The 23,619-nt window shown below is 50.9% G+C and carries 22 protein-coding genes; 14 read left to right on the top strand and 8 right to left on the bottom strand.

Annotated features, from left to right (window positions below):
* Nucleotides 1–16 precede the first annotated feature (16 nt).
* Nucleotides 17–565: a GNAT family N-acetyltransferase gene (locus tag PanJK_RS18405; RefSeq protein WP_265301819.1), complete on the top strand. Its 549-nt coding sequence runs from the start codon at nucleotides 17–19 to the stop codon at nucleotides 563–565.
* On the opposite strand, the gene PanJK_RS18400 is transcribed toward PanJK_RS18405, so the two are convergent.
* From PanJK_RS18400 to PanJK_RS18375, 6 genes are all read right to left on the bottom strand, one after another.
* A complete protein-coding gene (locus tag PanJK_RS18400; protein WP_265302187.1) occupies nucleotides 546–1,625 on the bottom strand; it encodes a mechanosensitive ion channel family protein in 1,080 nt (359 codons plus the stop codon). The two genes, PanJK_RS18405 and PanJK_RS18400, sit on opposite strands and share 20 nt — an antisense overlap.
* A gap of 248 nt (nucleotides 1,626–1,873) precedes the next feature.
* The gene (locus PanJK_RS18395; RefSeq protein ID WP_265301817.1) at nucleotides 1,874–2,743 is read right to left on the bottom strand and encodes an ATP-grasp fold amidoligase family protein; all 870 of its coding nucleotides are present in this window, start codon (nucleotides 2,741–2,743) and stop codon (nucleotides 1,874–1,876) included.
* 5 nt (nucleotides 2,744–2,748) lie between these two features.
* Nucleotides 2,749–3,984, bottom strand: a complete 1,236-nt coding sequence (locus tag PanJK_RS18390) for an oligosaccharide flippase family protein (RefSeq protein WP_265301816.1) — start codon at nucleotides 3,982–3,984, stop codon at nucleotides 2,749–2,751.
* A gap of 416 nt (nucleotides 3,985–4,400) precedes the next feature.
* Nucleotides 4,401–7,634: an autotransporter adhesin family protein gene (locus tag PanJK_RS18385; protein WP_265301814.1), complete on the bottom strand. Its 3,234-nt coding sequence runs from the start codon at nucleotides 7,632–7,634 to the stop codon at nucleotides 4,401–4,403.
* 63 nt (nucleotides 7,635–7,697) lie between these two features.
* On the bottom strand, nucleotides 7,698–8,846 hold the full coding sequence (locus tag PanJK_RS18380; protein ID WP_265302185.1) for an autotransporter strand-loop-strand O-heptosyltransferase: 1,149 nt from the start codon (nucleotides 8,844–8,846) through the stop codon (nucleotides 7,698–7,700).
* 505 nt (nucleotides 8,847–9,351) lie between these two features.
* The gene (locus tag PanJK_RS18375) at nucleotides 9,352–9,924 is read right to left on the bottom strand and encodes a TetR/AcrR family transcriptional regulator (RefSeq protein ID WP_256698992.1); all 573 of its coding nucleotides are present in this window, start codon (nucleotides 9,922–9,924) and stop codon (nucleotides 9,352–9,354) included.
* 94 nt (nucleotides 9,925–10,018) lie between these two features.
* On the opposite strand from PanJK_RS18375, the gene PanJK_RS18370 reads away from it, so the two are divergent.
* On the top strand, nucleotides 10,019–10,912 hold the full coding sequence (locus tag PanJK_RS18370) for an ABC transporter six-transmembrane domain-containing protein (protein WP_256698991.1): 894 nt from the start codon (nucleotides 10,019–10,021) through the stop codon (nucleotides 10,910–10,912).
* Between the two features lie 72 nt (nucleotides 10,913–10,984).
* On the opposite strand, the gene PanJK_RS18365 is transcribed toward PanJK_RS18370, so the two are convergent.
* Nucleotides 10,985–11,737 carry a FadR/GntR family transcriptional regulator gene (locus PanJK_RS18365; RefSeq protein ID WP_256698990.1) on the bottom strand — a complete coding sequence of 251 codons (753 nt, stop codon included), beginning with the start codon at nucleotides 11,735–11,737 and terminating at the stop codon, nucleotides 10,985–10,987.
* A 195-nt stretch (nucleotides 11,738–11,932) separates the two neighbouring features.
* Here PanJK_RS18365 and PanJK_RS18360 point away from each other — a divergent pair, with 195 nt between their 5' ends.
* The 10 genes from PanJK_RS18360 (at nucleotide 11,933) to PanJK_RS18315 (ending at nucleotide 20,769) form a co-directional block, all read left to right on the top strand.
* Nucleotides 11,933–12,673, top strand: a complete 741-nt coding sequence (locus PanJK_RS18360) for an SDR family oxidoreductase (protein ID WP_265301810.1) — start codon at nucleotides 11,933–11,935, stop codon at nucleotides 12,671–12,673.
* 13 nt (nucleotides 12,674–12,686) lie between these two features.
* Complete coding sequence (locus PanJK_RS18355; RefSeq protein WP_265301808.1) at nucleotides 12,687–13,532, top strand: fumarylacetoacetate hydrolase family protein; 846 nt, start codon at nucleotides 12,687–12,689, stop codon at nucleotides 13,530–13,532.
* Complete coding sequence (locus PanJK_RS18350) at nucleotides 13,532–14,818, top strand: L-fuconate dehydratase (RefSeq protein ID WP_265301806.1); 1,287 nt, start codon at nucleotides 13,532–13,534, stop codon at nucleotides 14,816–14,818. Before PanJK_RS18355 ends, PanJK_RS18350 begins: the two co-directional genes overlap by 1 nt.
* Before the next feature lies 1 nt (nucleotide 14,819).
* On the top strand, nucleotides 14,820–15,674 hold the full coding sequence (locus tag PanJK_RS18345) for an amidohydrolase family protein (RefSeq protein WP_265301804.1): 855 nt from the start codon (nucleotides 14,820–14,822) through the stop codon (nucleotides 15,672–15,674).
* A complete protein-coding gene (locus PanJK_RS18340) occupies nucleotides 15,652–16,428 on the top strand; it encodes an SDR family oxidoreductase (RefSeq protein ID WP_265301802.1) in 777 nt (258 codons plus the stop codon). The genes PanJK_RS18345 and PanJK_RS18340 overlap by 23 nt, the downstream gene beginning before the upstream one ends.
* Entirely contained in the window at nucleotides 16,425–16,775 is a 351-nt protein-coding gene (locus tag PanJK_RS18335; protein ID WP_265301800.1) for an L-rhamnose mutarotase, read from the top strand. Before PanJK_RS18340 ends, PanJK_RS18335 begins: the two co-directional genes overlap by 4 nt.
* A gap of 36 nt (nucleotides 16,776–16,811) precedes the next feature.
* Nucleotides 16,812–18,038 carry an L-fucose:H+ symporter permease gene (gene fucP, locus PanJK_RS18330; RefSeq protein ID WP_265301798.1) on the top strand — a complete coding sequence of 409 codons (1,227 nt, stop codon included), beginning with the start codon at nucleotides 16,812–16,814 and terminating at the stop codon, nucleotides 18,036–18,038.
* A 99-nt stretch (nucleotides 18,039–18,137) separates the two neighbouring features.
* Nucleotides 18,138–18,326: a YjfB family protein gene (locus PanJK_RS18325; RefSeq protein WP_110867097.1), complete on the top strand. Its 189-nt coding sequence runs from the start codon at nucleotides 18,138–18,140 to the stop codon at nucleotides 18,324–18,326.
* Nucleotides 18,327–18,651: 325 nt separating this feature from the next.
* The gene (locus tag PanJK_RS18320; protein WP_265301796.1) at nucleotides 18,652–19,947 is read left to right on the top strand and encodes an MFS transporter; all 1,296 of its coding nucleotides are present in this window, start codon (nucleotides 18,652–18,654) and stop codon (nucleotides 19,945–19,947) included.
* 15 nt (nucleotides 19,948–19,962) lie between these two features.
* Nucleotides 19,963–20,769, top strand: a complete 807-nt coding sequence (locus PanJK_RS18315) for a substrate-binding domain-containing protein (RefSeq protein ID WP_265301794.1) — start codon at nucleotides 19,963–19,965, stop codon at nucleotides 20,767–20,769.
* On the opposite strand, the gene PanJK_RS18310 is transcribed toward PanJK_RS18315, so the two are convergent.
* Nucleotides 20,732–21,643, bottom strand: a complete 912-nt coding sequence (locus PanJK_RS18310) for a LysR family transcriptional regulator (protein WP_256698978.1) — start codon at nucleotides 21,641–21,643, stop codon at nucleotides 20,732–20,734. The two genes, PanJK_RS18315 and PanJK_RS18310, sit on opposite strands and share 38 nt — an antisense overlap.
* A gap of 373 nt (nucleotides 21,644–22,016) precedes the next feature.
* Here PanJK_RS18310 and PanJK_RS18305 point away from each other — a divergent pair, with 373 nt between their 5' ends.
* Nucleotides 22,017–22,541, top strand: a complete 525-nt coding sequence (locus PanJK_RS18305; RefSeq protein ID WP_265301790.1) for a phenolic acid decarboxylase — start codon at nucleotides 22,017–22,019, stop codon at nucleotides 22,539–22,541.
* Nucleotides 22,542–22,957: 416 nt separating this feature from the next.
* Nucleotides 22,958–23,572 (top strand): TetR/AcrR family transcriptional regulator, encoded by a 615-nt coding sequence (locus tag PanJK_RS18300; RefSeq protein WP_265301788.1) that lies wholly within the window; start codon nucleotides 22,958–22,960, stop codon nucleotides 23,570–23,572.
* Nucleotides 23,573–23,619 lie beyond the last annotated feature (47 nt).

Raw genomic sequence — 23,619 nt, 5'->3', positions numbered from 1 at the left:
TTAGGGTAAATTTAAAATGTTAGAGACAAACCGCCTGATCCTCCGACAGTGGCAGGAAAAGGATTTACAACCTTTTGCCGAACTCAACGCCGATCCTGAAGTAATGAAGTATTTCCCAAAAGCGCTGAGTCGCCAGGAAAGCGACAACGTCGTTGCAAGATTCATGGATATGATTCTTTCAAACCAGGGTTGGGGTTTTTGGGCCGTTGAAATGAAAGACTCCGGCGAATTTGTCGGCAGTGTGGGTTTAGCACATCAGCCAGATCGCTTCGACTTTTCACCCTGCACGGAAATTGGCTGGCGAATTAATAAAAAATTCTGGGGGCAGGGAATTGCCAAAGAAGCCGCCGAAGCATCGCTGGCTTATGCGTTTGATGTTTTGCATCTTCCCGAGGTCGTTTCGTTTACCAGCATTCATAACACGCCATCTGAGAATCTGATGAAGCGATTGGGGATGCAGAAAAAAACTACCTTTCTCCATCCCGCATTACCTGCCGATCACGCGCTGGCTAAGCATGTGCTATATAAGATTTCCCACGAAAACTTTATTGACTCGCCTCTCTAAACCCGGTGTCAGTAAATGTCGCCCGCACATGAGGAAGACTCTGCGGATAATTTTGCTGAATAAACTCAATCATCTTTTCCCGCACGTAACAGCGTAAATCCCAGGCGGTGGGGGAATTTTGCGCCGTCATTAATAGTCTGATGGTCATGGTTTTATCGGTGGTATCCGTAACCTGTAGCACCTGAGTTTGTTGATCCCAAAGTTTGGTTTCACTAAGGACTTTTTCAAAATGCTTGCGCAGAGGATCTAATGGCATGGAATAATCGAGGTAGAGAAAAACCGAGCCTAATATTTGGGCGTTATTGCGCGTCCAGTTCTGGAAGGCATTTTCGGTAAAGTAGGTAATGGGCAGAACCAGACGGCGCAGGTCCCAGATACGAACCACCACATACGTCAGGTTGATCTCTTCAATCCAGCCCCATTCATTTTCCACTACCACGGCATCATCAATTTTTATGGGTTGCGTAAAGGCAATCTGAATACCGGCAAACAAGTTAACCAGCGACTTCTGCAGCGCAAAGCCAATGATAATACCGGCAACGCCAGCACCGGCGAGAATGGTGGTGCCGAATTTTCGCACGCCAGGGAAACTAAGGAGAATCAGTGAAAGACACAACGTCACCAGTACGACGATTGCGACTTTTTTCACATACATTATCTGCGTGCGGATTTTTCGCGCGCGAAGGTTATTTGAGAGATTAATATCATAGCGAATGAACAGCATATCCTGCGCCACGTTAATCAATCGAATTATCACAGAGCAGAAGGATAGAATAATAAATATATTAATGGTGGTCGTGATAAAGCTCAGGGAGCCAGGCTGGATATTAACAGAATTAAGCCCTGTACTGATTAACAGCAAAGGTATAAACAGAAACATCGAACCACGCAGATGCTTTTCCAGTGATTTGAATAGTTTTCTGTCACGATTCTGCCAGTAGCGAATAAACCTGAGCAGGATAAATCGCGCCAGAAAACCCACTGCGAGTGAGAGCGTGACAAGTAACACAGCAGGCACCCAAGTTGGCGCACCCGATAACTCATCAAATAATAATGGCATTACTTTCCCTTTTATTAAGCCAACAACCAAGGTTGTCAGATAAGTTAAAAATTCAGTAACCATTCTTTAATCGGTTATCTGCAGATTATTTCTTTACGCTTATCAGTATAGACGCTGTGGCAGGCTTGGTTGTCAGGTGGGCATCGGTCGCCATTTATGGCGACCCTACGATGGATTGGCGGGGATTTTGTAGGGTGCGCATTCATGCGCACCTATTGTGAAAACTGGCAAATCAGTCACTTTCAACGCTATAACTTTAGCTGACTGCCCAAAATAGCATCGGCTTCCTGCAACGTAACATCGAGCCCGGCAGACGGTGTGAAGGTCAATTCACCAAAAATAACGTTACCATTGAGAAGGTAAAAATCAGCGCGGACAAATTTAAAATCCGATGCCAGTTTAACCGCATATTCTTTCATTTCATGGAAACCTTCGGGCATTTCCGGATAACTATTGGCATTGATTAATTCAACAGTATCTTCAAAGGGAAGCGGGTTCCAGTTCATGTCAAAATAATAGAACTTAGGTTTGCCGTTTTCTCGCTCCATGCAAACCATCACCGCATAAGGTTTTCCATTGAAACAGTAAAATTTGTAATCCTCTGGAAAACCTCCGCGCTCATTCTCAATATATTTTTCGCATAATATTTTTCGGTCTATTTTCTTATACTGCGGTTCAATGAAATGGGATGAGAAATCCTGCTTCAACCACTTATTGAGTTGCTTGTTGGTTTTATCAATGTCCAGTGAAGCTTTGTTGTCACAAATGATGTTATAGCCTGCGCCATGGTTACACTTGAGGGCAAACTTATCGGGTAATGCGCGGTAGTCAATGTCCTGCGGATCATCATACACGCCATAGAGTTGGTTAAGTATTTCACCACACCCTTTCGCTGTAATATACTCCCGCACCTTATACTTATCTGCGCACAACGTATAAATGTCACCTTTTAATTCATTAAATTTAAGCCACTGAATTTTTTCATTGAAATTGATTGGGTTGGTTAAGTTCAGCTTTTTCTTGAACTTAATGTAGTAGTGAGTTTTTGCGCAAAATTCTGGGTACATGTGAGCGCTGATTTTTAATGCGGATTTGACTGTGTGTTTTATCATTTTCATTAAAATTATCTCAGTTTGAAAATGTTAAGATGCATTTTGATGATTGTTTTATTTCTGAAAAAGTAATTGAGTAAAGTGCAAGACAAAATCTCAACGATCAAAAAACAGTATGCAGCCCCATTAATCCCGTAAGAATTAATCATTAGCCAGGATAGCGGTATGGTTAAGACACAGCATAAAAACATCTTTTTAGCCAGGTAACTGTATCCGGACTCTTTTATCATATAGCGATAACAAATTGTGCCTAATGCAGAGAACATCGTGCCAATGATAATAATGGGAATGATATTTACCGAATCCATATACTTATCGCCATACAATAAATGGATAAAGTAAGCACCAAAAATATAGAATCCACCTAAGGCAATAAGCGAAAACAGGATGACAATGCGATTGATTTTAATCAGCAGCATTTCAACGGTGATTTGATCTTTTTCGCTGTAGATCTTTGAGAAGAAGCTTGTTATTAATGCCAGCACGATAAATGACCAGGCACCTCCTATGGTTAACGCGACGCTATAAACGCCCAGGTTTGAGTAAGAGAGAATTTTTGCCAGAAAAATACTCGATATCTGCGTGTAGATGTCCGCAGATAGACTCGACAGAATCAGCGCTCCTCCGGTAAACAGCATATGCCGGTTATACACACCGGCGCCCTTACGATTGTTGTGTACTTTTGTGGTGTAGTTAAAATAGAGGAGACGCAAGATGTAAGGTATCAGCGGGATGAGAATAATCGGCAGGGTGAAGTAGTACACTGGCAGTTTAAAGTGTGAAATATAGAACCGAATCACCAGAGCAACAGATAAGCCAATCACATTAGTGATGGTGTTGATTTTTGATTTTAACTGGGTGTTATTGTAGATGGAAAAGAAGTCCATCACGATATAGTACGTAGCAATACCGTTGGCCACACCAAATAAAAACACAATGATGTCGGTGAAAAAATAGAGATAGATCAACACTGAGCTTGATGACAGCAGGAAGAAAATACGCCGTTGATTTTGCGTGTGCATCGCTAACGCAATTCCTGATTTGGTATTTTCACTCATACGCTTAAACAGGATGTTCTGACCACCAAACCACGACAGCGTTTGTACAAATATAAACAGAGACGTTGAAATGTTTATCTTACCAAAGTCTTCAGGGCCAATGTATTTTGCCATCAGTGCATTGATATAGATGAGCCCGATGATATTGACCGACTTTTCTAACATGATCCATATTGAGTTAGAGTACATTGCTCGTTTCTCATATCTATAGCAGTATTGATGATGTTCAACGCGTGTAATGAATCATCCCAATATGAAACTTTTTTGCTATATGCGTTAATGTTATGTTTTATTGCAGCATGGTCATATATAAGCCACACTCAATGTCATATTATTTATTTATACTTGATTAATTTGGTTGACAGTGTGGCTGCTGAAATTGAATTAGTGAAGGGTTTTTTGATTAATCAGATTAATGACGTGCTTTCTCAAATAATGAGTCCATTATTTAATGCTATTCGACTATGGATAATGTGACGATGATCGTTTTTAATAGCGCCAATACTTCCTGATGAAGCCTGCAGACGATATTTACTAATACGGTGGAACTGCGGAGTATATAAACAAGAAGCGCCGGGCAGCTATGCCCGGCACTGTATTGCCGCTTAGCGGAATGAATAGCCCAGATTGACCAGACCGTAGAAGCCGCCAGACTCTCCACCGTGAAGCGCTTCGGAATATCCACCTTGTACGCCGAGCTTAACATTCTCACGTATTTGCGCGTTTACGCCACCGTTCAGGCCGATACTGGTGCCTGAAAGGTCAGTGCGGAATGAAGCCGTTGAATCTGAAACGCCCTGCACAGAGGCTGATACGTTGCTATGGCCACCAAAAGACTGTGTCAGTGAAGGTGTGACCCACCAGAGCACTTTCGCCGGGCTGTTCAGAGGAGCACCGATCCTCAATCCCGCCTGAACGGACTGGCGGCGACTGTCAGACCAGTCCAGTGATGCGGCATCGTCCTGTGCATTATCCAGTGAAATGCCCTGGATGGTGTATTGCAGTTGTGGCTCAAGCGACAGGGTAGGAGTCAGCATGAACGCCTGTCCAGCCTGTGCCGAAGCAAGCCAACCGGTGCCTGATGTCGACAACCGCGTGCCGTCATTGGAGGCCGTGGAAATGCTGTGATGGCTTACCTGCAACAGGCCATCCAAACGCAATCCTTCAAGGCTCTGACCTGAAAGATAGGCGCCACCCGTGTAGACGGTATCACGATCGGTGCCCGCTTCACTTTTCCCACCATCACGCCAGACGTCACTGCGCATCAACCCGGTTGCACCGTAAATACCGGCACGCCAGTCGGCAGTGGATCCCGAGAACTGCCAGAGGTCGCCGCCAATTTGCAGGAAGCTATAAGCGCCGCTGCTTTCCGGAACCCCGCCGCCAGTCAGGCTGCCATTATTGTCGTGACGCAACTGACCTGCCACCACGCGGCCCCACATACGGCTGTCCTGGGCATAATGGAAACGTGTATCGGCGGTGCCTGCAACCAGGCGGTCATAATCGAACGAAAGAGCAGGAAGTGCAGCATAGCTCCACATGCCATCACGGTAGTTGACTGTGTTACTGACCGGCGAACCTGTTCCGCTGTCCTGATCCGGTGTGCCCGGCGTTGCAGGCGTGGCAGGTGTTGAGGTACTGATTTGCTGGGAGGTCAGATACCAACTCTGATCGGCATTACGGTAAAGACTGTAGGAATAGGCGCCTGCTACCAGCGGCTGGTTAAGACTGAAGGCTCCTGAATCTGTTGTTGCACCGTTAATCGCACTGACCAGGTTGATCCCGTTTCCAGTGGTTTGTGCACCAAGTCCGCCGCGGTTTAGCACTCGCAGACTTGTGCTGCCCGTCGCCTGACCGCCATCAATGATCAATTTATCGGTAGGTGAACTGCTGTTGCCTGCAACGGTATTCAGGGTAATGGTCCCCCCATTGCCAACAAGATTGGTCACGGTGAGCGTGCGAGGAGTGAACGTACCCTGAGGTGCGGCAAAAACAATGCTGCCGGCATTGGTCAGCGTGTCAACCAACGAGTCGCCCGTAATATTCCAGGTACTGCTGCTGTCGATGTTGACATCGGTCGGGTCGATGATACCCGTCAGGCTGGCACTGTTCACCAGAGATAGTGATGTGCCGGAGATCGCCACTATGTCAGTGGTGGCCTGCAAACCATCCATAATCAGCGAACCGGCATTCAGATTCACCTGCGACTGAGCAAGGGTGCCACCGAGCGTCAGCGTGCCGCTTCCGTTCTTAGTCAACTGACCGGTACCAGACAGATTAGTATCCAGGGACATGTCGCTGGCTGTATCGTAAGCTGTCGTACCGTTGTTCACAAAATGATTGTCGGCAAGTGTCAGAATTCCTCCATCAGCTATATTCAGCAGTCCGCCAGCCTGAACGGTGGTATCTGTCGCGGTTCCTCCACTGTTGACCGACAAAGAACCGCCGCTATTAATCATCGCCTGTTTTGCGACGCCGCCGTCAAACACGGAAAGTGCGCCACCGGAGTTAACCGTCGTTGAAATAGCGGTACCGTAAACCTGCTGCTCACCACCGGCATTGGCAGTTGTACCATTGGCCGTGCCTCCAGCCATTACGCGTTGCACACCACCATTATTTACCACACTGCCGGAAGCGCTGCCGTTCACGTACTCGGCGCCGCCCTGATTAATAATGGTACTCTCTGAAGAATCCGTGGCGTCTACGGTTAATGAGCCGTTGTTCTCAAGCAGCACGTTTTTAGCATGGCCTGAGATGATCGAAAATTCGCCCAGCGCGTTTGTGCCGCTTAAAGTAGCACCGGTGAAAGTATTGAGACGGCCGCCGGCATTAATGACCAGATCTGTCGCGTTAGCACCCTCGAAAGCATAAAGGGTGCCACCTGAATTAATGGTTGCTTGTGAGGCTGACCCACCAGTAAAAATTTGCATGTAAGCAGCGTCTTTAACGGTGGTGAGGCTTGCGCTGCCGCCACTGTAAACATACTCAGCACCGCCCGAGTTCACCTGAGTGGAGGTGGCGGTGCCGTAGATGCCCTGAGAAGCATTTGCTTCAATAATTGTACCGGTGGAGGAACCGCCGCTACTGACGTACTGGACCCCGCCTGACTTCACTGTGGTATCGATTGCCGAGCCGCTGACCCGCTGCGTCCCGCCTGCAATGACCGCTGACACCGCATTGGCTCCGGAGTAAATAGTCTGGGTGCCCCAAGCATCAATGAGCGCAGATTCACTTGTTCCACTGATAACGTACTCAAGACCACCGGATGTCACGTGGGTCGACTGTGTTGTCCCGCCAAGAACCAGAAGGGAGCCACCGTTATTAACGGTAGTCGATGTCACGTTGCCATAAACTTCCTGCTGTGCACGGCTATTAACAGTGGAGCCCGAAACATGCGCACCAACATAAATGATTTCAGAACCACCATTCAGGATGGTACCGGTGGCGCTGCCGCCGCTGTTTACGTACTGCCTGCCTGAAGAGTTGACAATAGTAGAAACTGCGCTGCCTCCGCTGGAAACAACAATGTTGGAAAGGTTTACGCCGTTACCTACGTTACTGCTGGTCACCAACCCGCCGTTGTTCACATTCACGTTTCCGCCGCTGATCACCGAGATATTGTTGGCAATGTCTCCGTTATTCAGCGTTAAGCTACCCGAGCTCACTGTCGTGCCATCATAGGTCGTAGCGGCGGCAGTACCTGCCATTCCCATCAGGAGGAGTGTGCCGACGATGCGCTTCACGGCCATCGGTGGTCGCCCACCGCATCCAGCACGTTCTGACGCAACAACCCACGCCTGGCGCGCAGCGCTCCAGACAATTCTGTAAGCCTTATTCATGTCCCTGCCTCTTATAAGTTTTGTTCCCTGCGAGTAAATGTCGATTACGCATGGGTGGTTTAGTTACGTTTTTTGATTTCCACGGATTTGCGCGTCGAGACGGTCAATCACGCCATTTACTTGTCTACCGGTGATAAGCCGGGTGCACTCGAACTGTCGATCAGTTCCCTTGTGACGGGGACACCAGAAGTAGTCCTGGTGATCGAATTTTTCATGCATGCTGTCCCAGCATCCGCTGCAGCCATGGCTGCTGAACACCCGCCAGGGGGTGAAGAACTCAGCGCCTGGCAGCGTGAAGCCGCTGATCAGCACCACGGGAATCTGCGACGCCCAGGCAAGCCATGAGAGGCCGCTGGATAGGCCAATAAAGAAGCTCGCGTGTGTCAGCAGATCCACTCGGTCCTGCAGCGGAAGGTTGCCGGTGAAGTCTTCCGCACCGTAAGGGATGTGATTCCAGACAAAACCGTGGCCTGTCGTTGGGTCGCGATCAATGCAAAGGACTCGGTAGCCCAGCGTTTTAAGGTGTGTTACCACCTCGGCCCAGCCGCGGCCGTTGTTCCAGAATTTGGCCTGGCAGGTTGACTGCACACCAATACAGACGTAGGGCTCGGCGATCGTTCGCGGGGCGCTGAGATTAAGCCGAGGCGCTTCTTCCCGATGGTCGACGCCCAGAATGTGCCCGGCGATACGGTGAAAACCGGTCTGACGAAAATCGAGTGGTTGATGGGTATCGTTCCCGCCAAAAAATAAACCGATGCGGTAAGTGGCATAAGGCGCGCGCGCCGCTTCTGCAGGAGTCGAAAAACGAATGTCGGGGTACTGGCCTTCCAGTAGTGTGATGATGTTGGGCGCCATACTGCACTCAAGTCTGCATCCATGTTGAGTGCGAAAGCGTTCGGCGTAATGGAACCACCCTAGCAGGTCACCCAGTGTGCCGACTGGAAATGAAATCAACACATGCTGATCCCTGAGCGAAAGCACTTCATCAAGCAGAGGTGAGGTCTCATCACCACGCCAGACCCGAATGCGAAAGCGGATGTAATACTTTTTAGCAGACGTTACCCAGCCTGCGCTGGATTCGCAGTGGAACAGAATATTGCCTGAATCCTCATCTATGAGCGCAACGCGCCAGCGGCCTTCCGGCAGCAAGACACGGGCACCATCGTTAAAGTCGTAACGAATGCCTGCCGGTCCCTCCCGGCTTGGAAGCATGGGTGCACTAACGAAAGGATATTGTGTCGTCTCCTGAACCTTTGAAAGGGCGTTATGGGCAGCGACCTGCACAGGGGGATTTTGAGTCATGGCTCAGCCTCTGATTAAAATTGAGCGCACGGAGCGCACGGAGCGCATCGAGTGCAGGCCACAAGCCGGAGATGAGATGGTCTGATTCATAGATAACCCGCCCTGGGAAATAAGAATTTTCTTATTGGTGTTGTTCTTGAGGGTGGTTATCGGAACTGTTTAGTAATTATTTAGAGTGAAAAAAAACTAATCATCTGCACCTTTGTTTCGGGCATTGAAGCAGGCCTGCAATGATTTCTGTGCGCCAATGGAAAATGGTTTTTTGTTAACGGGAGTGATAACAGTTTGAAAATTAGAGGGGTTAAAAAAACACACGTAGATGAGATGTTCAGAGAAGCTCAAGGACAATATAGGATCACTTTTGGCAGGCTAATAAGTATGCATCTGACCTGCCAATCCACTCACCTAAAACCCCTTAAAGCGTCAGTCGAATAAACGCCTGAATATCCTCAACAGCTTCACGATGTTTGGCCGGACTAGGACTGATCATCAGGCTGTCGGCATAGCCGTTAAGCATGGCGCCGAGCTGGCGTGTAAAACGTGCGCTTTTAACAGGCCGGTAAATACCTTGAGCAATCCCTTCCTCAACGATAGTGGTGATGAAATGGGTCCACTTATTAATAAACAACTCTGCTAGATCAGCAAAGGCTTTATCGCGCCCCGCCATCTGCCAGAGTGAGCCGTAAAGCTGCCAGACGGCGTCCGGGGCATCCGGCAAATAGTTTTCAATGGCAGTATTGAGTTTGTCAGCAGGTAGCGTTGATTCAATTGATCGCGAAAAGTCATCCAGCTCGTTCTGTAAATACCTTGTCAGAGCTTCGATGCATAGCGTGTGCCAGTCGCTGAAATAATAATAAATATGGCTACGGGAGATTGAGAGCCTTTCGGTGAGTTCGCGCGTTGAAACGTTCTCGATACCTTTCTCTATGAATAGCGCGGCAGCGCCCTCCAATATGCGCGCTTTTAACGCTTCCTTGGTTTCTTTCATATTGCGGCTCCGTTGACTTTGAGCAGTTGCTCAAATAGACTTCTTATCAGAATTTGAGCATTCGCTCAAATTAATATTAACAGAAATTGATCCTATGCAAACGCATGAAATTATTGAACCGGTCAACGTTACCGGCAGCGCGGTTAATACCCTTAAAAACATTGGACGCCGTCATTACAGAAAGCTTTTCTTTACCTTATTGCTGGTTATCGCCGAAAACGTGACCTATCTGCTTTATCCATTGCTGGCCGGTTTTGCCATCAATGCTATCGTCGCAGGTAAGGCATGGCATGCCGTATTTTATGCCCTGATGGTTTTTACCATGTGGGTGATTGGTGCCGCCAGGCGCAGCCTTGATACGCGCACTTTCGCGCGAATTTATGCTGAACTGGCGGTGCCGGTTATCGTGGCCCAGCGTCGGGAAAATCACAGTCATTCAACCATCGCCGCTCGTGTTGCGCTTTCAAGGGAGTTCGTCGACTTCTTTGAAAAACATCTGCCAGTGTTGATTACTTCCCTGGCTTCTATCACCGGGGCGGCGTTAATGTTGTTGGCGATTGAATTCTGGTCGGGCATCGCCTGCCTGGCCGTTTTAGTGTTCTTTTCGTTTTTTCTGCCTGGTTACACCAATAAAAATGAGGCCCTATTTTTCCGGCTTAATGGTCGACTTGAAAAAGAAGTGGGCTTTGTCAGCAGTGCGCCGGTGGCCTCTTTGAGCAGACATTATCGGGTGTTGGCGGGGCTGCGTATCCGCCTGTCCGATCGCGAAGCGATGGGATATCTTTCGATTGGCGCGGTCACCGCTGTATTGTTTGCCATGACCATTTTCGCCATGGCTTTACGCGGTGGGACCGATGCCGGCCATATTTATTCCGTCATGACTTATCTCTGGATGTTCGCGATGAGCCTTGATGATGGGCCCCAACTGCTGGAGAAATATTCCCAGCTGAAAGATATAGGGAAAAGGGTGAAGACTGATCCTATCTGAAGCCGCTGAAGGACGGCAACCGCTCGATCCCGTAGGGTCGCCATTTATGGCGACCAGGCGCGCATAGTCCTTTCACTCCTGCACACGCTCAAAGGTCGCAATCACCCGATCAATATGCTTCTTCATCGCATTTCTCGCTGCTTTGGCATCACGTTTCTCCAGCGCGGAAAGAATCGCCATATGCTCGGATTCTGAAACAAACGGCATATCACTAGGCGTGTAGTGCGCCTGCAACATACGGAACATGCTGCCATAGCGATGGCCGAGCAGGTGGCCGATGATAAATCCATAGGCAGGATTGCCGCTCGCCTGGGCAATGCGGATATGGAACAGGCGGTCGCCGGGATGGGTGCGCGATTGCGCGCGGTTATCCTCGCAGTTTTGCTGATAAGCCGCGCGGATCAGCGCCAGTTCCTGCTCGCTGGCATGCACCGCAGCAAGCGCAGCGGCTTCCGGCTCAATTAGACGGCGGGCTTGCAACAGTGAGAACGGCGGTAGCTCGGTGGAGAAATCCAGGTTGATGCCCAGTTCATCGTCCGGCTCATTCCATTGATCGCGTCCGGCCTGCATCATCACCGGCTCCTGCGTACTGGAACGCGCTTTCACGATCACGCCATTGCCGACCTTCACATCCACAAGACCAATCACCTCAAGCGCGATCAGCGCTTCACGCACCGATGCACGACTGACCTGCAGCTGTTCAGCCAACTCACGCTCTGCTGGCAGGCGGCTGCCGGGCGGAAATTCGTTATTGTCGATAAGTGCAATGAGTTGGTCTGCTATTTGTCTGTAAAGCCTCGGGTTTTCCATCTTTTTGATCGGCATTGCGCTGCTCCCTGTCTAAATAAATTAAGTGATCAGTTGCACAAATAATCGTCAGGACACTTGTCAATGTTACGTAATTGTCAATAAAACGTAATGCGTAAGCGAAAAAGTAGCCAGCGATATTTTGCTCTCCCGCTGGGAAGAAATCACCTTTCAATGGCCTGACCATTAGATCTTTGGACCAGAGGAAATGCAATGAATTTACATGGAAAACGCGTGCTGATTACCGCTGCCGGACAAGGCATTGGTTTGGCCAGCGCGCGCTACTTTGCTCAGCAAGGCGCAGATGTGATTGCCAGCGATATCAACATTGCCGCGCTGCATGATTTGCCCGGCATTCGCGCCTATCAGCTGGACGTCACCGATCGCCAGGCGATCAGCGCAGCGGCGCAGGAACTCGGTACGCTGGATGTGCTGTTCAACTGCGCCGGCGTGGTTCACAGCGGCAGCCTGCTGGAATGCAGCGAACAGGAGTGGCAGTTCGCGCTCGACCTCAACGTCACGGCGATGTTTCGCATGATTCAGGCGTTTCTGCCCACGATGCTGCAACAGCAGCATGGGTCGATCATCAACATGTCATCGGTGGCATCAAGTGTGAAAGGCGTGGTCAATCGCTTCGCCTACAGCGCCACCAAAGCGGCAGTAATTGGCCTGACGCGTTCGGTGGCAGCGGATTACATTGGTAATGGCATCCGCTGTAACGCCATTTGCCCCGGCACCATCGATTCACCCTCACTGCGTCAGCGCATTGCCGCGCAGGCGCAGGCGGAAGGGCGCAGCGAAACTGAGGTTTATAACGCCTTTGTCGCGCGTCAACCGATTGGCCGTATCGGTACCACAGAAGAGATCGCATATCTGGCGGCCTATCTGGCTTCCGATGCCAGCGCTTATACCACCGGCACCGCACAGATTATCGATGGCGGCTGGAGCAACTAACAGGAGTGGAAGAATGAAATTATTACGTGTCGGCGAACCGGGTAAAGAGCGTCCGGCAATGCTGGATGAGCAGGGCGAACTACGCGATTTGTCGCATTTCATCGATGATTGGGCGGGCGATGCGCTGCTGCCGTCCGCGCTGGAAAGACTGCGCCAGCTACCGCTCAGCGAACTGCCAAAAATCAGCAGTCAGCCGCGCATTGGTGCCTGCGTCGGACAGATTGGCAAGTTCATCTGTATCGGCCTGAACTACGCCGATCACGCCGCCGAAACCGGCGCCGACATTCCGCTCGAGCCGGTGGTGTTTGGCAAATGGACCAGCGCGGTAGTCGGGCCGAATGATGCGGTGCGCATTCCGCGCGGCTCAGTGAAAACCGACTGGGAAGTGGAACTGGGCGTGGTGATCGGCAAAGGCGGCAGCTACATCGCCGAAGAGGATGCGCTGTCGCATGTCGCGGGCTACTGCGTGGTTAACGACGTCTCGGAGCGTGAATATCAGATCGAACGCGGTGGCACCTGGGACAAAGGCAAAGGCTGCGACACCTTTGGCCCGATCGGTCCCTGGCTGGTGACCGCCGATGAGATTGCCGATCCGCAGCAGCTCGATCTGTGGCTGGAGGTTGACGGCAAGCGCTATCAAAACGGTAACACGCGCACCATGATCTTTTCGGTCGCGCACATCATCAGCTACCTCAGCCGTTTTATGAGTTTGCAGCCAGGCGACATCATCTCAACCGGCACGCCGCCGGGCGTCGGCATGGGGCAGAAACCGCCGGTCTACTTGCGTGCAGGGCAAGTTATCCGATTGGGCATCGCCGGGCTGGGCGAGCAGCGTCAAATCACCGAGGGCAGCGAATAATGACCAAACTTACGGCACTGCGCGTGGAAGATATCCGTTTTCCCACGTCCCAACATCTCGACGGTTCGGATGCGATGAATCCCGACCCGGATTATTCCGCCGCTTACGTCATCATCGAGACCGATAACGCGGCGATCAGCGGTCACGGTTTGACCTTCACCATTGGGCGCGGCAATGAAATTTGCTGTGCGGCAATACGTGCGCTTGAGCACCTGATCGTCGGCCGTCAACTGGAGTCGATTGTCGCCGATATGGGGCAATTTTGGCGTGATATCACCGGCGACAGCCAGCTACGCTGGATCGGCCCGGATAAAGGCGCGATTCATCTGGCGACCGGCGCGGTGGTCAACGCGGTGTGGGATTTATGGGCGAAATCAGAAGAGAAGCCGCTGTGGCGGCTGGTGGCCGATATGTCGCCGCAGGAACTGGTGCGCTGCATCGATTTCCGTTATCTCACCGACTGCATCACGCCAGACGAAGCACTGGCTTTGCTGACGGCGCAGCAGGCAGGCAAAGCGGAGCGCATCCGCCAGCTTGAGCAGCACGGCTATCCTTGCTACACCACGTCGGCGGGCTGGCTTGGCTACGACGACGAGAAACTGCGCCGTCTGTGCCAGCAGGCAGTCGATGCCGGGTTCTCCCATATCAAGCTGAAAGTGGGGCGCGACCTCGAAGATGATATTCGCCGCGTGCGCATTGCGCGCGAAGTGTTGGGGCCGGATCGTCAACTGATGATCGATGCTAACCAGGTTTGGGAAGTGAATGATGCGGTGGATTGGGTACAACAGCTGGCGTTCGCGCGTCCGTGGTTTATCGAAGAACCCACCAGCCCGGACGATATCGAAGGACATCGCAAGATTCGTCAGGGCGTTGCGCCGGTCAAAGTGGCCACCGGGGAAATGTGCCAGAACCGCATCATCTTTAAGCAGCTGATTATGCGTGAGGCGATTGATGTGGTGCAGATCGATGCCTGTCGTCTCGGCGGCGTGAACGAAGTGTTGGCGGTGATGCTGATGGCGGCGAAATACCAACTGCCGGTGTGCCCGCATGCGGGCGGCGTTGGGCTGTGCGAATACGTTCAGCATCTGTCGATGATCGACTTTGTTTGTATTGCCGGCAGCCATGAAGGCCGGGTCATCGAGTACGTCGATCATCTGCACGAACATTTCCTTAATCCGTGCGAAATCCGCGGCGCGGCTTATATGCCGCCCACCGCGCATGGCTTCTCAATCGAAATGTATCCCGCTTCGCGCGAGCAATATCGCTATCGCGCGCAGGGAGGCTGACGTGCGAATTGACGCTCATCAGCATTTCTGGCGTTACGACGCGGCGGACTTTCCGTGGATCACGGATTCCATGACGCGTCTGCAACAGGATTATCTGCCGGACGATCTCGCACCGCTGCTGACGCAACATGAGTTGCAGGGTTCGATTGCGGTACAGGCGCGGCAGTGTGTAGCGGAGACGCAGCAGCTGTTGCAATGGGCGCAGCAGCAACCGGCAACGCAGGTGATTGGCTGGATCGACTTCACCGCCGCGGATTTGGCGGAGCAATTGACGGCATTGCAACATCCGTTGCTGCGCGGTTTTCGTCATCAGGTGCAGGATGAACAGGATCCCGCCGCATGGTTGCGGCAACCGCGCGTGACAACCGGCATCACGCAGATTCAGCGGCGAGATTACGTGTGGGAAATGCTGGTGACCTGGCGACATCTGGCCGATGCCACGCGCTTTGCCGCGCAGCACGATCGCCACTGGCTGGTGCTCGATCACCTGGGAAAACCGGATATTGCGCGCGGCGCACAGGCGTGGGGCGAGCAGGTTGCAGAACTGGCCGCGATGCCGCACGTGGTGTGCAAATTGTCCGGATTGGTCACCGAAGCACCGCACGGTCAGTGGAGCAGCGCGCAGCTGCGGCCCTTTATCGATGAGGCGCTGGCGCGTTTTGGCCCGCATCGCCTGATGTTTGGTTCAGATTGGCCAGTTTGCCTGCTGGCAGCGGAATATCACGCGGTGGCGCAGTTAGTTGACGACGCGCTAGCGGAGCTGTCCGCCGATGAACAGGCCGCCATTTGGGGCAACACCGCCGCGCAGGTTTACAGCCTGACAGGAGAGAAGAATGAATCTGTTTTTGCAGGATAAAGTGATTATCGTCACCGGCGGCGGATCGGGCATTGGTGCCGCCATCTCACGCCTGCTGGCGGAAGAGGGCGCGATTCCCGTCATCGTCAGTAACGCACAACCAGATGAGATGTGGCTGGCCGCGCTACGCGAATTGCAGCCACAAACCGAAGTGCTGCTCGCCGATCTCTGTGATGAGCATAACTGCCAGCAAGCGGTGGAAGCCGTGCAGCAGCAGTTTGGTCGCATCGACGGTTTGGTGAATAACGCTGGCGTCAATGATGGCGTTGGGCTGGAAGCGGGACGCAGCGCCTTTGTGGCCTCGCTGGAAAAGAACCTCATCCACTATTACCAGATGACGCATTTCTGCCAGCAGGCGCTGGAAAACAGCCGTGGAGCGATCGTCAATATTGCGTCCAAAACCGCGCTGAGCGGGCAGGGCGGCACCAGCGGCTACTGCGCGGCGAAAGGGGCGATTCTGTCACTGACGCGCGAGTGGGCAGTATCACTGCGACACAGCGGCGTGCGGGTGAATGCCGTGGTTCCCGCCGAAGTGATGACGCCACTGTACGAACGCTGGATCGGCACCTTCGCCGATCCGCAATCCGAACTGGAGAAAATCACCCAGCGTATTCCGCTCGGCCAACGCATGACCACGCCGCAAGAGATCGCTAACACCGTGGTGTTTTTGCTGTCGTCGCGCGCTTCGCACACCACCGGCGAATGGCTAAGCGTCGATGGCGGCTATCTGCATCTCGATCGGGCGCTGTTATGAGTGGCGCAACCGGGCGTTATTGTCTGGCGCTGGATCTGGTGGACGATGCAGAGAAGATCGCCGAGTACCAGCGCCTGCATCAGCGCATCTGGCCGGAAGTGGCGCAGCATTTGCGCCAGCACGGCATCGAAAATATGGAGATTTACCGTCTTGGCAGCCGACTTTTTATGCTGATGGAGGTGAACGATCGCTTTAACACGCAGGATTTTGCTCAGGCATCTGAGCAGGATCCGCATATTCAGCGCTGGGAAGCGCTGATGTGGCAGTTACAACAGCCAACGCCCTGGACGCCCGAAGGGGAAAAATGGGTGGCGATGGCGCGAATATTCTCTTTGCAGGACCAATAACCACACTTACCGACTGTACCCTACGAGGATATAACCATGTCTACACAACGCGTCGAGACGCCTGAAAATATGGGCGTCAGGGGAACTATTAGCCTGCGCTGGGCGTTCATGCTAATTACCACCCTGTTTTTTATGTGGGGCGTGTCATACGGTCTGCTGGATGTGCTGAATAAACACTTTCAGGAAACGTTAAACGTCACCAAAGCACAATCGGGATTATTACAGGCGGCTTATTTCGGTGCCTATTTTATTGTCGCGCTGCCGGCCGGTTATTTTATGCAGCGTCACGGTTATAAAGCCGGAATATTGGCGGGATTATCATTGTATGCGATTGGCGCGCTGCTGTTTGTGCCGGCGGCGATGGTCAATAACTTCTCGGTATTCCTGTTAGCGCTGTTCGTGCTGGCGTGCGGACTGGGCTGTCTTGAAACCGCCGCTAACCCTTATGCCACGGTGTTGGGCGATCCCAACGGCGCGGAACGTCGTCTCAATCTGGCGCAGTCCTTTAACGGGTTAGGGCAGTTTGTTGGACCGATGATTGGCGGCTCGCTGTTCTTCACGCACGCTAGCGCTGATGCAGCGCAAGAGAGCGTCAAAATCACCTATGTGGTGATTGCGTGTGTGGTTATCGCCATCGCGCTGTTATTTAAACGCACCGCGTTGCCTGATATTCGTGAATCCGCCAGCCAACATATTCAGCAGCCCGGCGCGACTTTATGGCAACAAAAACATTTTGTCGGCGGCGTAATTGCGCAGTTCTTTTATGTTGCCGCGCAGGTTGGCGTGGGCGCCTTCTTTATTAACTACGCCACCGAACACTGGCACGGTGTGACCAACCAAAGCGCGGCTTATATGCTTTCGGTTGCGATGATCTGCTTTATGCTCGGACGTTTCTTCTCAACCTGGTTATTGGGCCGGGTCAAACCGGCTGCAATGCTGGCGGCTTACGCGCTCATCAACATCGTGCTGTGCGCGATTGTGATGCTGGGCGCAGGCGATGTTTCCGTGGTTGCATTGATCGCCATCTTCTTCTTTATGTCCACCATGTTCCCAACCATCTTTGCCATGGGCGTTAAAAATCTTGGCGAATCCACCAAACAGGCTAGCTCGTTTATGATCATGGCGATTGTCGGCGGCGCGATCATGCCCTATTTCATGGGCCTGCTCTCTGACCACGTCAGTACCGCCGTGGCATACAGTTTGCCGCTGCTGTGCTTTGTGGTGGTGCTGGCCTATGCGTTGAGGCAGCGCAAGCATGCGTGAGGGATGGAATAAAGCATTGCGCCAAATTGCCGATAATCGATTTGGGCTTTTTAAAAGCTGTTTTTGGTAATTAATATTCGTATTAATCAGGAGAGCAAGATGGATGTATCACAAATTACATCACTGGCTACCGGCCTTGATAACATGGAACTGGCGAATAAAATCAGCACGCTAGTGCTGAAGAAGACGCTGGATAATCAGCAATCGATGGCATCTGGCATTCTGGATTCGATACCTCAGTTGCCGGCAAATCCGGCAATTGGGCGCAACATTAATACCACTGCCTGAAGTCATCTTTAACGGTCTTATGGAGGGATGTCGGTCTGGCATCACTCCACCCATCATTCCACATTGCCCAGCGCTCTATTTTTACAGCGTGCTCGTTATGAACCTTGTCACAAAATCGATATAACGTTTTTAGGCTTCAATGAACACCGTGTTGAACGGAGATGCTGTTAATACACCGTTACAGCTTGTTAATGAAATTTTAAGCTCTAATTAATGCGTCAAACGCATCAACTCATGAGTTTATTGCGCTTATTAAGTTTGTTCCGCTCATCCAGTCTGCAGAAGCAGGCGCTGCAAAAGCGCCAATGACAAACTGGAGATAAACATGCATTCCTCTAACCCACCCATGACCACTCGAACCCGATGCAGCGCGATACTGCGGGTGACTTCTGGCAATTTTCTGGAACAATTCGACTTCTTTCTGTTCGGGTTTTATGCCACTTACATCGCCCATACTTTTTTTCCGGCCAGCAGTGAATTTGCTTCGCTGATGATGACCTTCGCGGTGTTTGGCGCGGGATTTTTAATGCGTCCGGTCGGTGCAATCGTGCTGGGCGCGTACATTGATAAAGTTGGCAGACGTAAAGGGCTCATTGTGACCTTGTCGATCATGGCAGCGGGGACTTTCCTGATTGTTCTGATTCCGTCCTATCAAACGATTGGGCTTTGGGCACCGTTACTGGTGCTATGCGGTCGCTTGTTACAGGGCTTCTCAGCGGGCGCAGAGTTAGGCGGCGTATCCGTTTATCTGGCAGAGATTGCCACGCCAGGCCGTAAGGGCTTTTATACCAGCTGGCAATCTGGCAGCCAGCAAATGGCCATTATGGTTGCAGCGGCCATGGGCTTCGCACTGAATGAGGTAATGGAAGAAAGCACCCTGCGCGAGTGGGGATGGCGTCTGCCTTTCCTGTTTGGCTGCCTGATTGTTCCTTTCATCTTTGTCTTGCGCCGTAAACTGGAAGAGACCGAAGAGTTCACCGCCCGTCGCAGTCATCTGGCAATGCGTGACGTGTTTAAAACGCTGTTAGCAAACTGGCAGGTTGTTGTCGCCGGTATGTTGATGGTCGCCATGACCACCACTGCGTTTTATCTGATCACCGTATATGCACCTACTTTTGGTAAAAAGGTGCTGATGCTGAGCGCATCTGACAGCCTGCTGGTGACTCTGCTGGTTGCGATATCCAACTTCCTCTGGCTACCGGTTGGGGGTGCCCTGTCAGACCGTTTTGGCCGCAAGCCCGTTCTGGTGACCATGGCGATGCTGGCGCTGATCACTGCCTATCCGGCGCTTAGCCTGCTTGCTGAAGCGCCCAGCTTTTCCATGATGCTGACAGTGCTGTTATGGCTGTCCTTCCTTTACGGACTTTACAACGGCGCCATGATCCCAGCGTTAACCGAGATTATGCCGGTGGAAGTGCGGGTTGCGGGGTTCTCTCTGGCCTACAGTCTGGCAACCGCTATTTTTGGCGGATTCACGCCGGTTATTTCAACCGCATTGATTGAGTATACCGGCGATAAGGCCTCGCCCGGCTACTGGATGAGCTTTGCTGCCGTATGTGCACTACTCGCAACCTTTTATTTATACCGTCGCAGCGCGTTATCACTTCAAACCGCTGGTTAGCTCAGGAATGACATCATGCAAAAAATACATCGTTCACTTATCTCCACGCTGTTATTTATTTCCGTTAGTTTTTCAGTGTCAGCCAAAGACGTCACCGTCATGATTTCGGGTGGATTCAAAGCGGCGCTGGAAAAACTGGCCCCACAATTTGAAGCCAAAAGCGGCAACAAGATTATTTTGATATCCGGCCCCTCAATGGGGAAGACGCCTCAGGCTATTCCGGCGCGCCTGGCGCGCGGTGAGAATGCGGATGTGGTGATTATGGTGGGTGATGCGTTGAACAATCTGGAAAAGGATAACTGGCTTCAGCCGGGTTCGCGCGTGGAATTAGCCGACTCTTCAATTGGTATGGTGGTCAAACAAGGTGAGCCAAAACCGGTTATCAAAACGGATGCAGATCTGCGCAATACTCTCTTGCAAGCCCAATCTATTGCTTATTCTGACAGTGCCAGCGGCCGCTATGTCAGCAGTCATCTATTTAAAAAACTGGGCATTGAAGACAAGGTGGAATCAAAAGCGCATATGATAGAGCGCATTCCGGTCGCGTCCGAAGTGGCTAAAGGCCACTATGCTATCGGTTTCCAGCAAGTGAGTGAATTGCTGCCTGTGCCGGGCGTCGCCTTTATTGGTGAACTGCCTGAAGATGTGCAATACGTTACCCGTTTTGCCGGTGCGGTGACCGCCAAAGCAAAAAACGGGCAGGAGGGCAAAGCGTTACTGAACTTCCTCTCTTCGGCAGAGGCGCAAAATACCCTTCGCGCTACCGGGTTGCGATCTGTGACGACTAAACTGCCGGTAAAACAACATGATACTGTTCAGTAATCAACTTCTCTAACTCAGCTGCCACATAGGACTGCATACGGCCACTGCGCCTGATCAAGCCAACCGTACGCTTTACCACCGGCTCAGTCAGTGCAACCTGTGTTAACACTGAATGCTCTGACATCGGCATCGACATAGCGGGCACGGCAGCAATGCCGATACCCGCTTCAACCATACCCAGCATGGTGGTCACATGACGGGTTTCGCAGATACTGGGGCGCTCAGGAATGATGTGTTCCAGCAGCTTATCTAGCAGATTGCGGTTCCCGGAGGTCTTATCCAGCTCAATATAATCCTGCTGATAAAACTCTCGCCAGGTCAGGTTTTTTTTACTGGCTAGTGGATGATCACGCCTGCAGGCCGCTACGTAGGCATCGCCCGTCAAGGGTAGAAATTCGATATTAGCTTGCAGATCTCTCGCAAAACAGATGCCGAAGTCTGCCTGACCACTGGCTACCGCTTCAATGACATTACCTGCGCTGCTATCAATAATTTTCACGCGTACTCGTGGATAGCGTGTCTGGAAACGGCGGATGACACCGGGCATGAAATAGTAAGCTGCCGAGGGTACCGTAGCAACGGTGACCAGTCCCAACCGATCCTGACTGACCTTATCGATATCCGCTAATACCATTTCCACATTCGCCAGTAACTGATCTGAACGTTCAGCAAAAGTCTGACCATAAAGTGTTAGCGTGACACGCCGGGTGGTTCTGTCGAATAGCTTGATACCTAACGCCGATTCCAGCTTTTCAATTCTGCGGCTTAATGCTGATTGAGAAAGGCAGATGGACTCTGCCGCAAGCCGAAAATTACTGTATTCGACCAGTGCACGGAAGGCATAAAGATCGTTGAGATCAAAGTTTACAGGCATGTTAGCGGACAATCCTTAGAAGCCAGCAGTGATTCAAAAAAGAAATGATAACCACATAATCGATAACGACAACCTCGTGAACGCTCTGCCGCACTCAAGAGCCTCGCATAGCTATGTTTTAAGCAGGATCACCTTATGATTTGGCCAGAATATTCAAGCAGACGATAATATCACTTTAGTGAACCGAAGAGGTATCTAACAGCCTATCCTACCGCAACATTGCACTGCATATTTCTAAGTGTAATAAGCACATTATAAGTAAATAATTAAATTGTAATAAATCAACTCATATGAAATTCTCATTTTTCTTGCAAGAAGAATATGAGCGTCTACTCTCTTATTACTCCCTTTAGCAACATAATATGAGGTGGTCATGGAATCGGGAAAGTTAAACGATATATCCAAAGATTTGTCTGCGTTTGTAGGTACACACTTTGTATATACCTATGATAATGGATGGAAATACGAATGGTATGCAAGAAACGATCATACCTGTGATTACCGTATACATCAGGGACTCGTCGGTGGAAGATGGGTAACCAATCAGGAGATGAATGCGGTACAGTTCGCGCCTGGAATCTATAAAGTGGACTGGCATGAACCAACCGGAACCTGTGTGAGCTTACTGTTTGATATTGAAAGAAAAGTTATTCATGGAACCATCTTTTTTCCACAGTGGATCGCGGGGGAAGGTCAGCATCCTGAAAAAACGATCTGTTATCAGAATGAATTTATTGAAGATATGCATCGTTTTCGTGACGAGGGTCCAGCATATCCCTATGTTGTGATACCCGAATTTGCGCGGGTCACGTATATGAAAAATGAAGGAGCAGACAATAATAGTGTTATTAATATGCCACCTGGGCAACTCCCGGACGATTTCTTCGACGGTAAATGAGTAATAAAGCGCCATGGAAGGCGTTAATGTTAATATTGAAACCCCGCCTCCCCATACAGCGATATTATTTTTAATGTCGCCAAATGATTTTGAAAATAAGATGGCTATGCAGGGCGGGAAACCTAAAACAAAAACGTAAATAATCAGCTCCCCTAAACGCAATAATCCATTCAAAAGCAGGTTAAACGCGGTTTACCCCTTCAAAGAAATGATGCTGGATCAGAATCTGACGAGCCCGGTCCGTATCCGCAAGCGGTGTGCCCCGCAGGGCGAAAGGAATCATTGAAAGCGATTATCCATAGATTCCGCTAAGGTTTTGATGAAATCAATCTGGGCTTGAAGCGATCTGAAATTGTGACCAAAATAATCACTGGTCACTCATCGTTTTACATCAGCTCACCGAGCAAAGTTGAAATATGACAGAGAAAAAAAATGCCGCCGCCATCCGTGGGCCATCCGATCACACCATCCGCGATCAGATTGTGGCTGCTGCAATGGAATACTTTAGCCATTACGGCTTTGAGAAAACCACCGTATCCGACCTCGCACGATCCATAGGCTTCTCCAAAGCCTATATTTATAAGTTTTTCGGTTCTAAACAGGAAATTGGTGAAGTCATCTGCGCCAGTTGCCTTGCAGATATTACTGAACGGCTAAACGCTGCGCTGGAGAAATCGCCTTCGGCTACGGAAAAAATAAGGCAATTGTTTCAGACGCTTGCTGTGGCGGGCTGTGAACTGTTTTTCCGCGAGCGTCGACTGTATCACATTGCCGCCGCCTCATCACGTGAGCACTGGCCTGCTGCGGTGCAATATGAAGCTGCACTGCGTGAAAGGGTGCTCGCCATCCTGCTTGAAGGACGCACGGCGGGGGAATTTGAGCGGAAAACACCGCTAGATGAAACCGCGATGGCCGTATATTTGGTACTCAGACCTCTTGCCGATCCATTACAGCTGCAAATCTCACTGGATACTGCCGGAGAAGATGCAAATCAATTAGCTGCATTGGTGCTAAGAAGTCTCGCACCGTAATTTGTGACCATTGACATAATTGGTCACTAGTCAGAGAATGGCGTTCT

This window comes from Pantoea sp. JK, from assembly GCF_026130245.1.
Lineage (GTDB): Bacteria > Pseudomonadota > Gammaproteobacteria > Enterobacterales > Enterobacteriaceae > Pantoea > Pantoea trifolii.
Note: the sequence above shows the minus strand (reverse complement) of the source record. Positions and strands in the feature narration are given on the sequence as shown.

Coding starts and splice junctions, on each gene's coding strand:
- PanJK_RS18405 (WP_265301819.1), top strand. CDS start 17: ATGTTAGAGACAAACCGCCTGATCCTCCGACAGTGGCAGGAAAAGGAT.
- PanJK_RS18400 (WP_265302187.1), bottom strand. CDS start 1,625: ATGCCATTATTATTTGATGAGTTATCGGGTGCGCCAACTTGGGTGCCT.
- PanJK_RS18395 (WP_265301817.1), bottom strand. CDS start 2,743: ATGAAAATGATAAAACACACAGTCAAATCCGCATTAAAAATCAGCGCT.
- PanJK_RS18390 (WP_265301816.1), bottom strand. CDS start 3,984: ATGTACTCTAACTCAATATGGATCATGTTAGAAAAGTCGGTCAATATC.
- PanJK_RS18385 (WP_265301814.1), bottom strand. CDS start 7,634: ATGAATAAGGCTTACAGAATTGTCTGGAGCGCTGCGCGCCAGGCGTGG.
- PanJK_RS18380 (WP_265302185.1), bottom strand. CDS start 8,846: ATGCTTCCAAGCCGGGAGGGACCGGCAGGCATTCGTTACGACTTTAAC.
- PanJK_RS18375 (WP_256698992.1), bottom strand. CDS start 9,924: ATGAAAGAAACCAAGGAAGCGTTAAAAGCGCGCATATTGGAGGGCGCT.
- PanJK_RS18370 (WP_256698991.1), top strand. CDS start 10,019: ATGCAAACGCATGAAATTATTGAACCGGTCAACGTTACCGGCAGCGCG.
- PanJK_RS18365 (WP_256698990.1), bottom strand. CDS start 11,737: ATGCCGATCAAAAAGATGGAAAACCCGAGGCTTTACAGACAAATAGCA.
- PanJK_RS18360 (WP_265301810.1), top strand. CDS start 11,933: ATGAATTTACATGGAAAACGCGTGCTGATTACCGCTGCCGGACAAGGC.
- PanJK_RS18355 (WP_265301808.1), top strand. CDS start 12,687: ATGAAATTATTACGTGTCGGCGAACCGGGTAAAGAGCGTCCGGCAATG.
- PanJK_RS18350 (WP_265301806.1), top strand. CDS start 13,532: ATGACCAAACTTACGGCACTGCGCGTGGAAGATATCCGTTTTCCCACG.
- PanJK_RS18340 (WP_265301802.1), top strand. CDS start 15,652: ATGAATCTGTTTTTGCAGGATAAAGTGATTATCGTCACCGGCGGCGGA.
- PanJK_RS18335 (WP_265301800.1), top strand. CDS start 16,425: ATGAGTGGCGCAACCGGGCGTTATTGTCTGGCGCTGGATCTGGTGGAC.
- fucP (WP_265301798.1), top strand. CDS start 16,812: ATGTCTACACAACGCGTCGAGACGCCTGAAAATATGGGCGTCAGGGGA.
- PanJK_RS18325 (WP_110867097.1), top strand. CDS start 18,138: ATGGATGTATCACAAATTACATCACTGGCTACCGGCCTTGATAACATG.
- PanJK_RS18320 (WP_265301796.1), top strand. CDS start 18,652: ATGCATTCCTCTAACCCACCCATGACCACTCGAACCCGATGCAGCGCG.
- PanJK_RS18315 (WP_265301794.1), top strand. CDS start 19,963: ATGCAAAAAATACATCGTTCACTTATCTCCACGCTGTTATTTATTTCC.
- PanJK_RS18310 (WP_256698978.1), bottom strand. CDS start 21,643: ATGCCTGTAAACTTTGATCTCAACGATCTTTATGCCTTCCGTGCACTG.
- PanJK_RS18305 (WP_265301790.1), top strand. CDS start 22,017: ATGGAATCGGGAAAGTTAAACGATATATCCAAAGATTTGTCTGCGTTT.
- PanJK_RS18300 (WP_265301788.1), top strand. CDS start 22,958: ATGACAGAGAAAAAAAATGCCGCCGCCATCCGTGGGCCATCCGATCAC.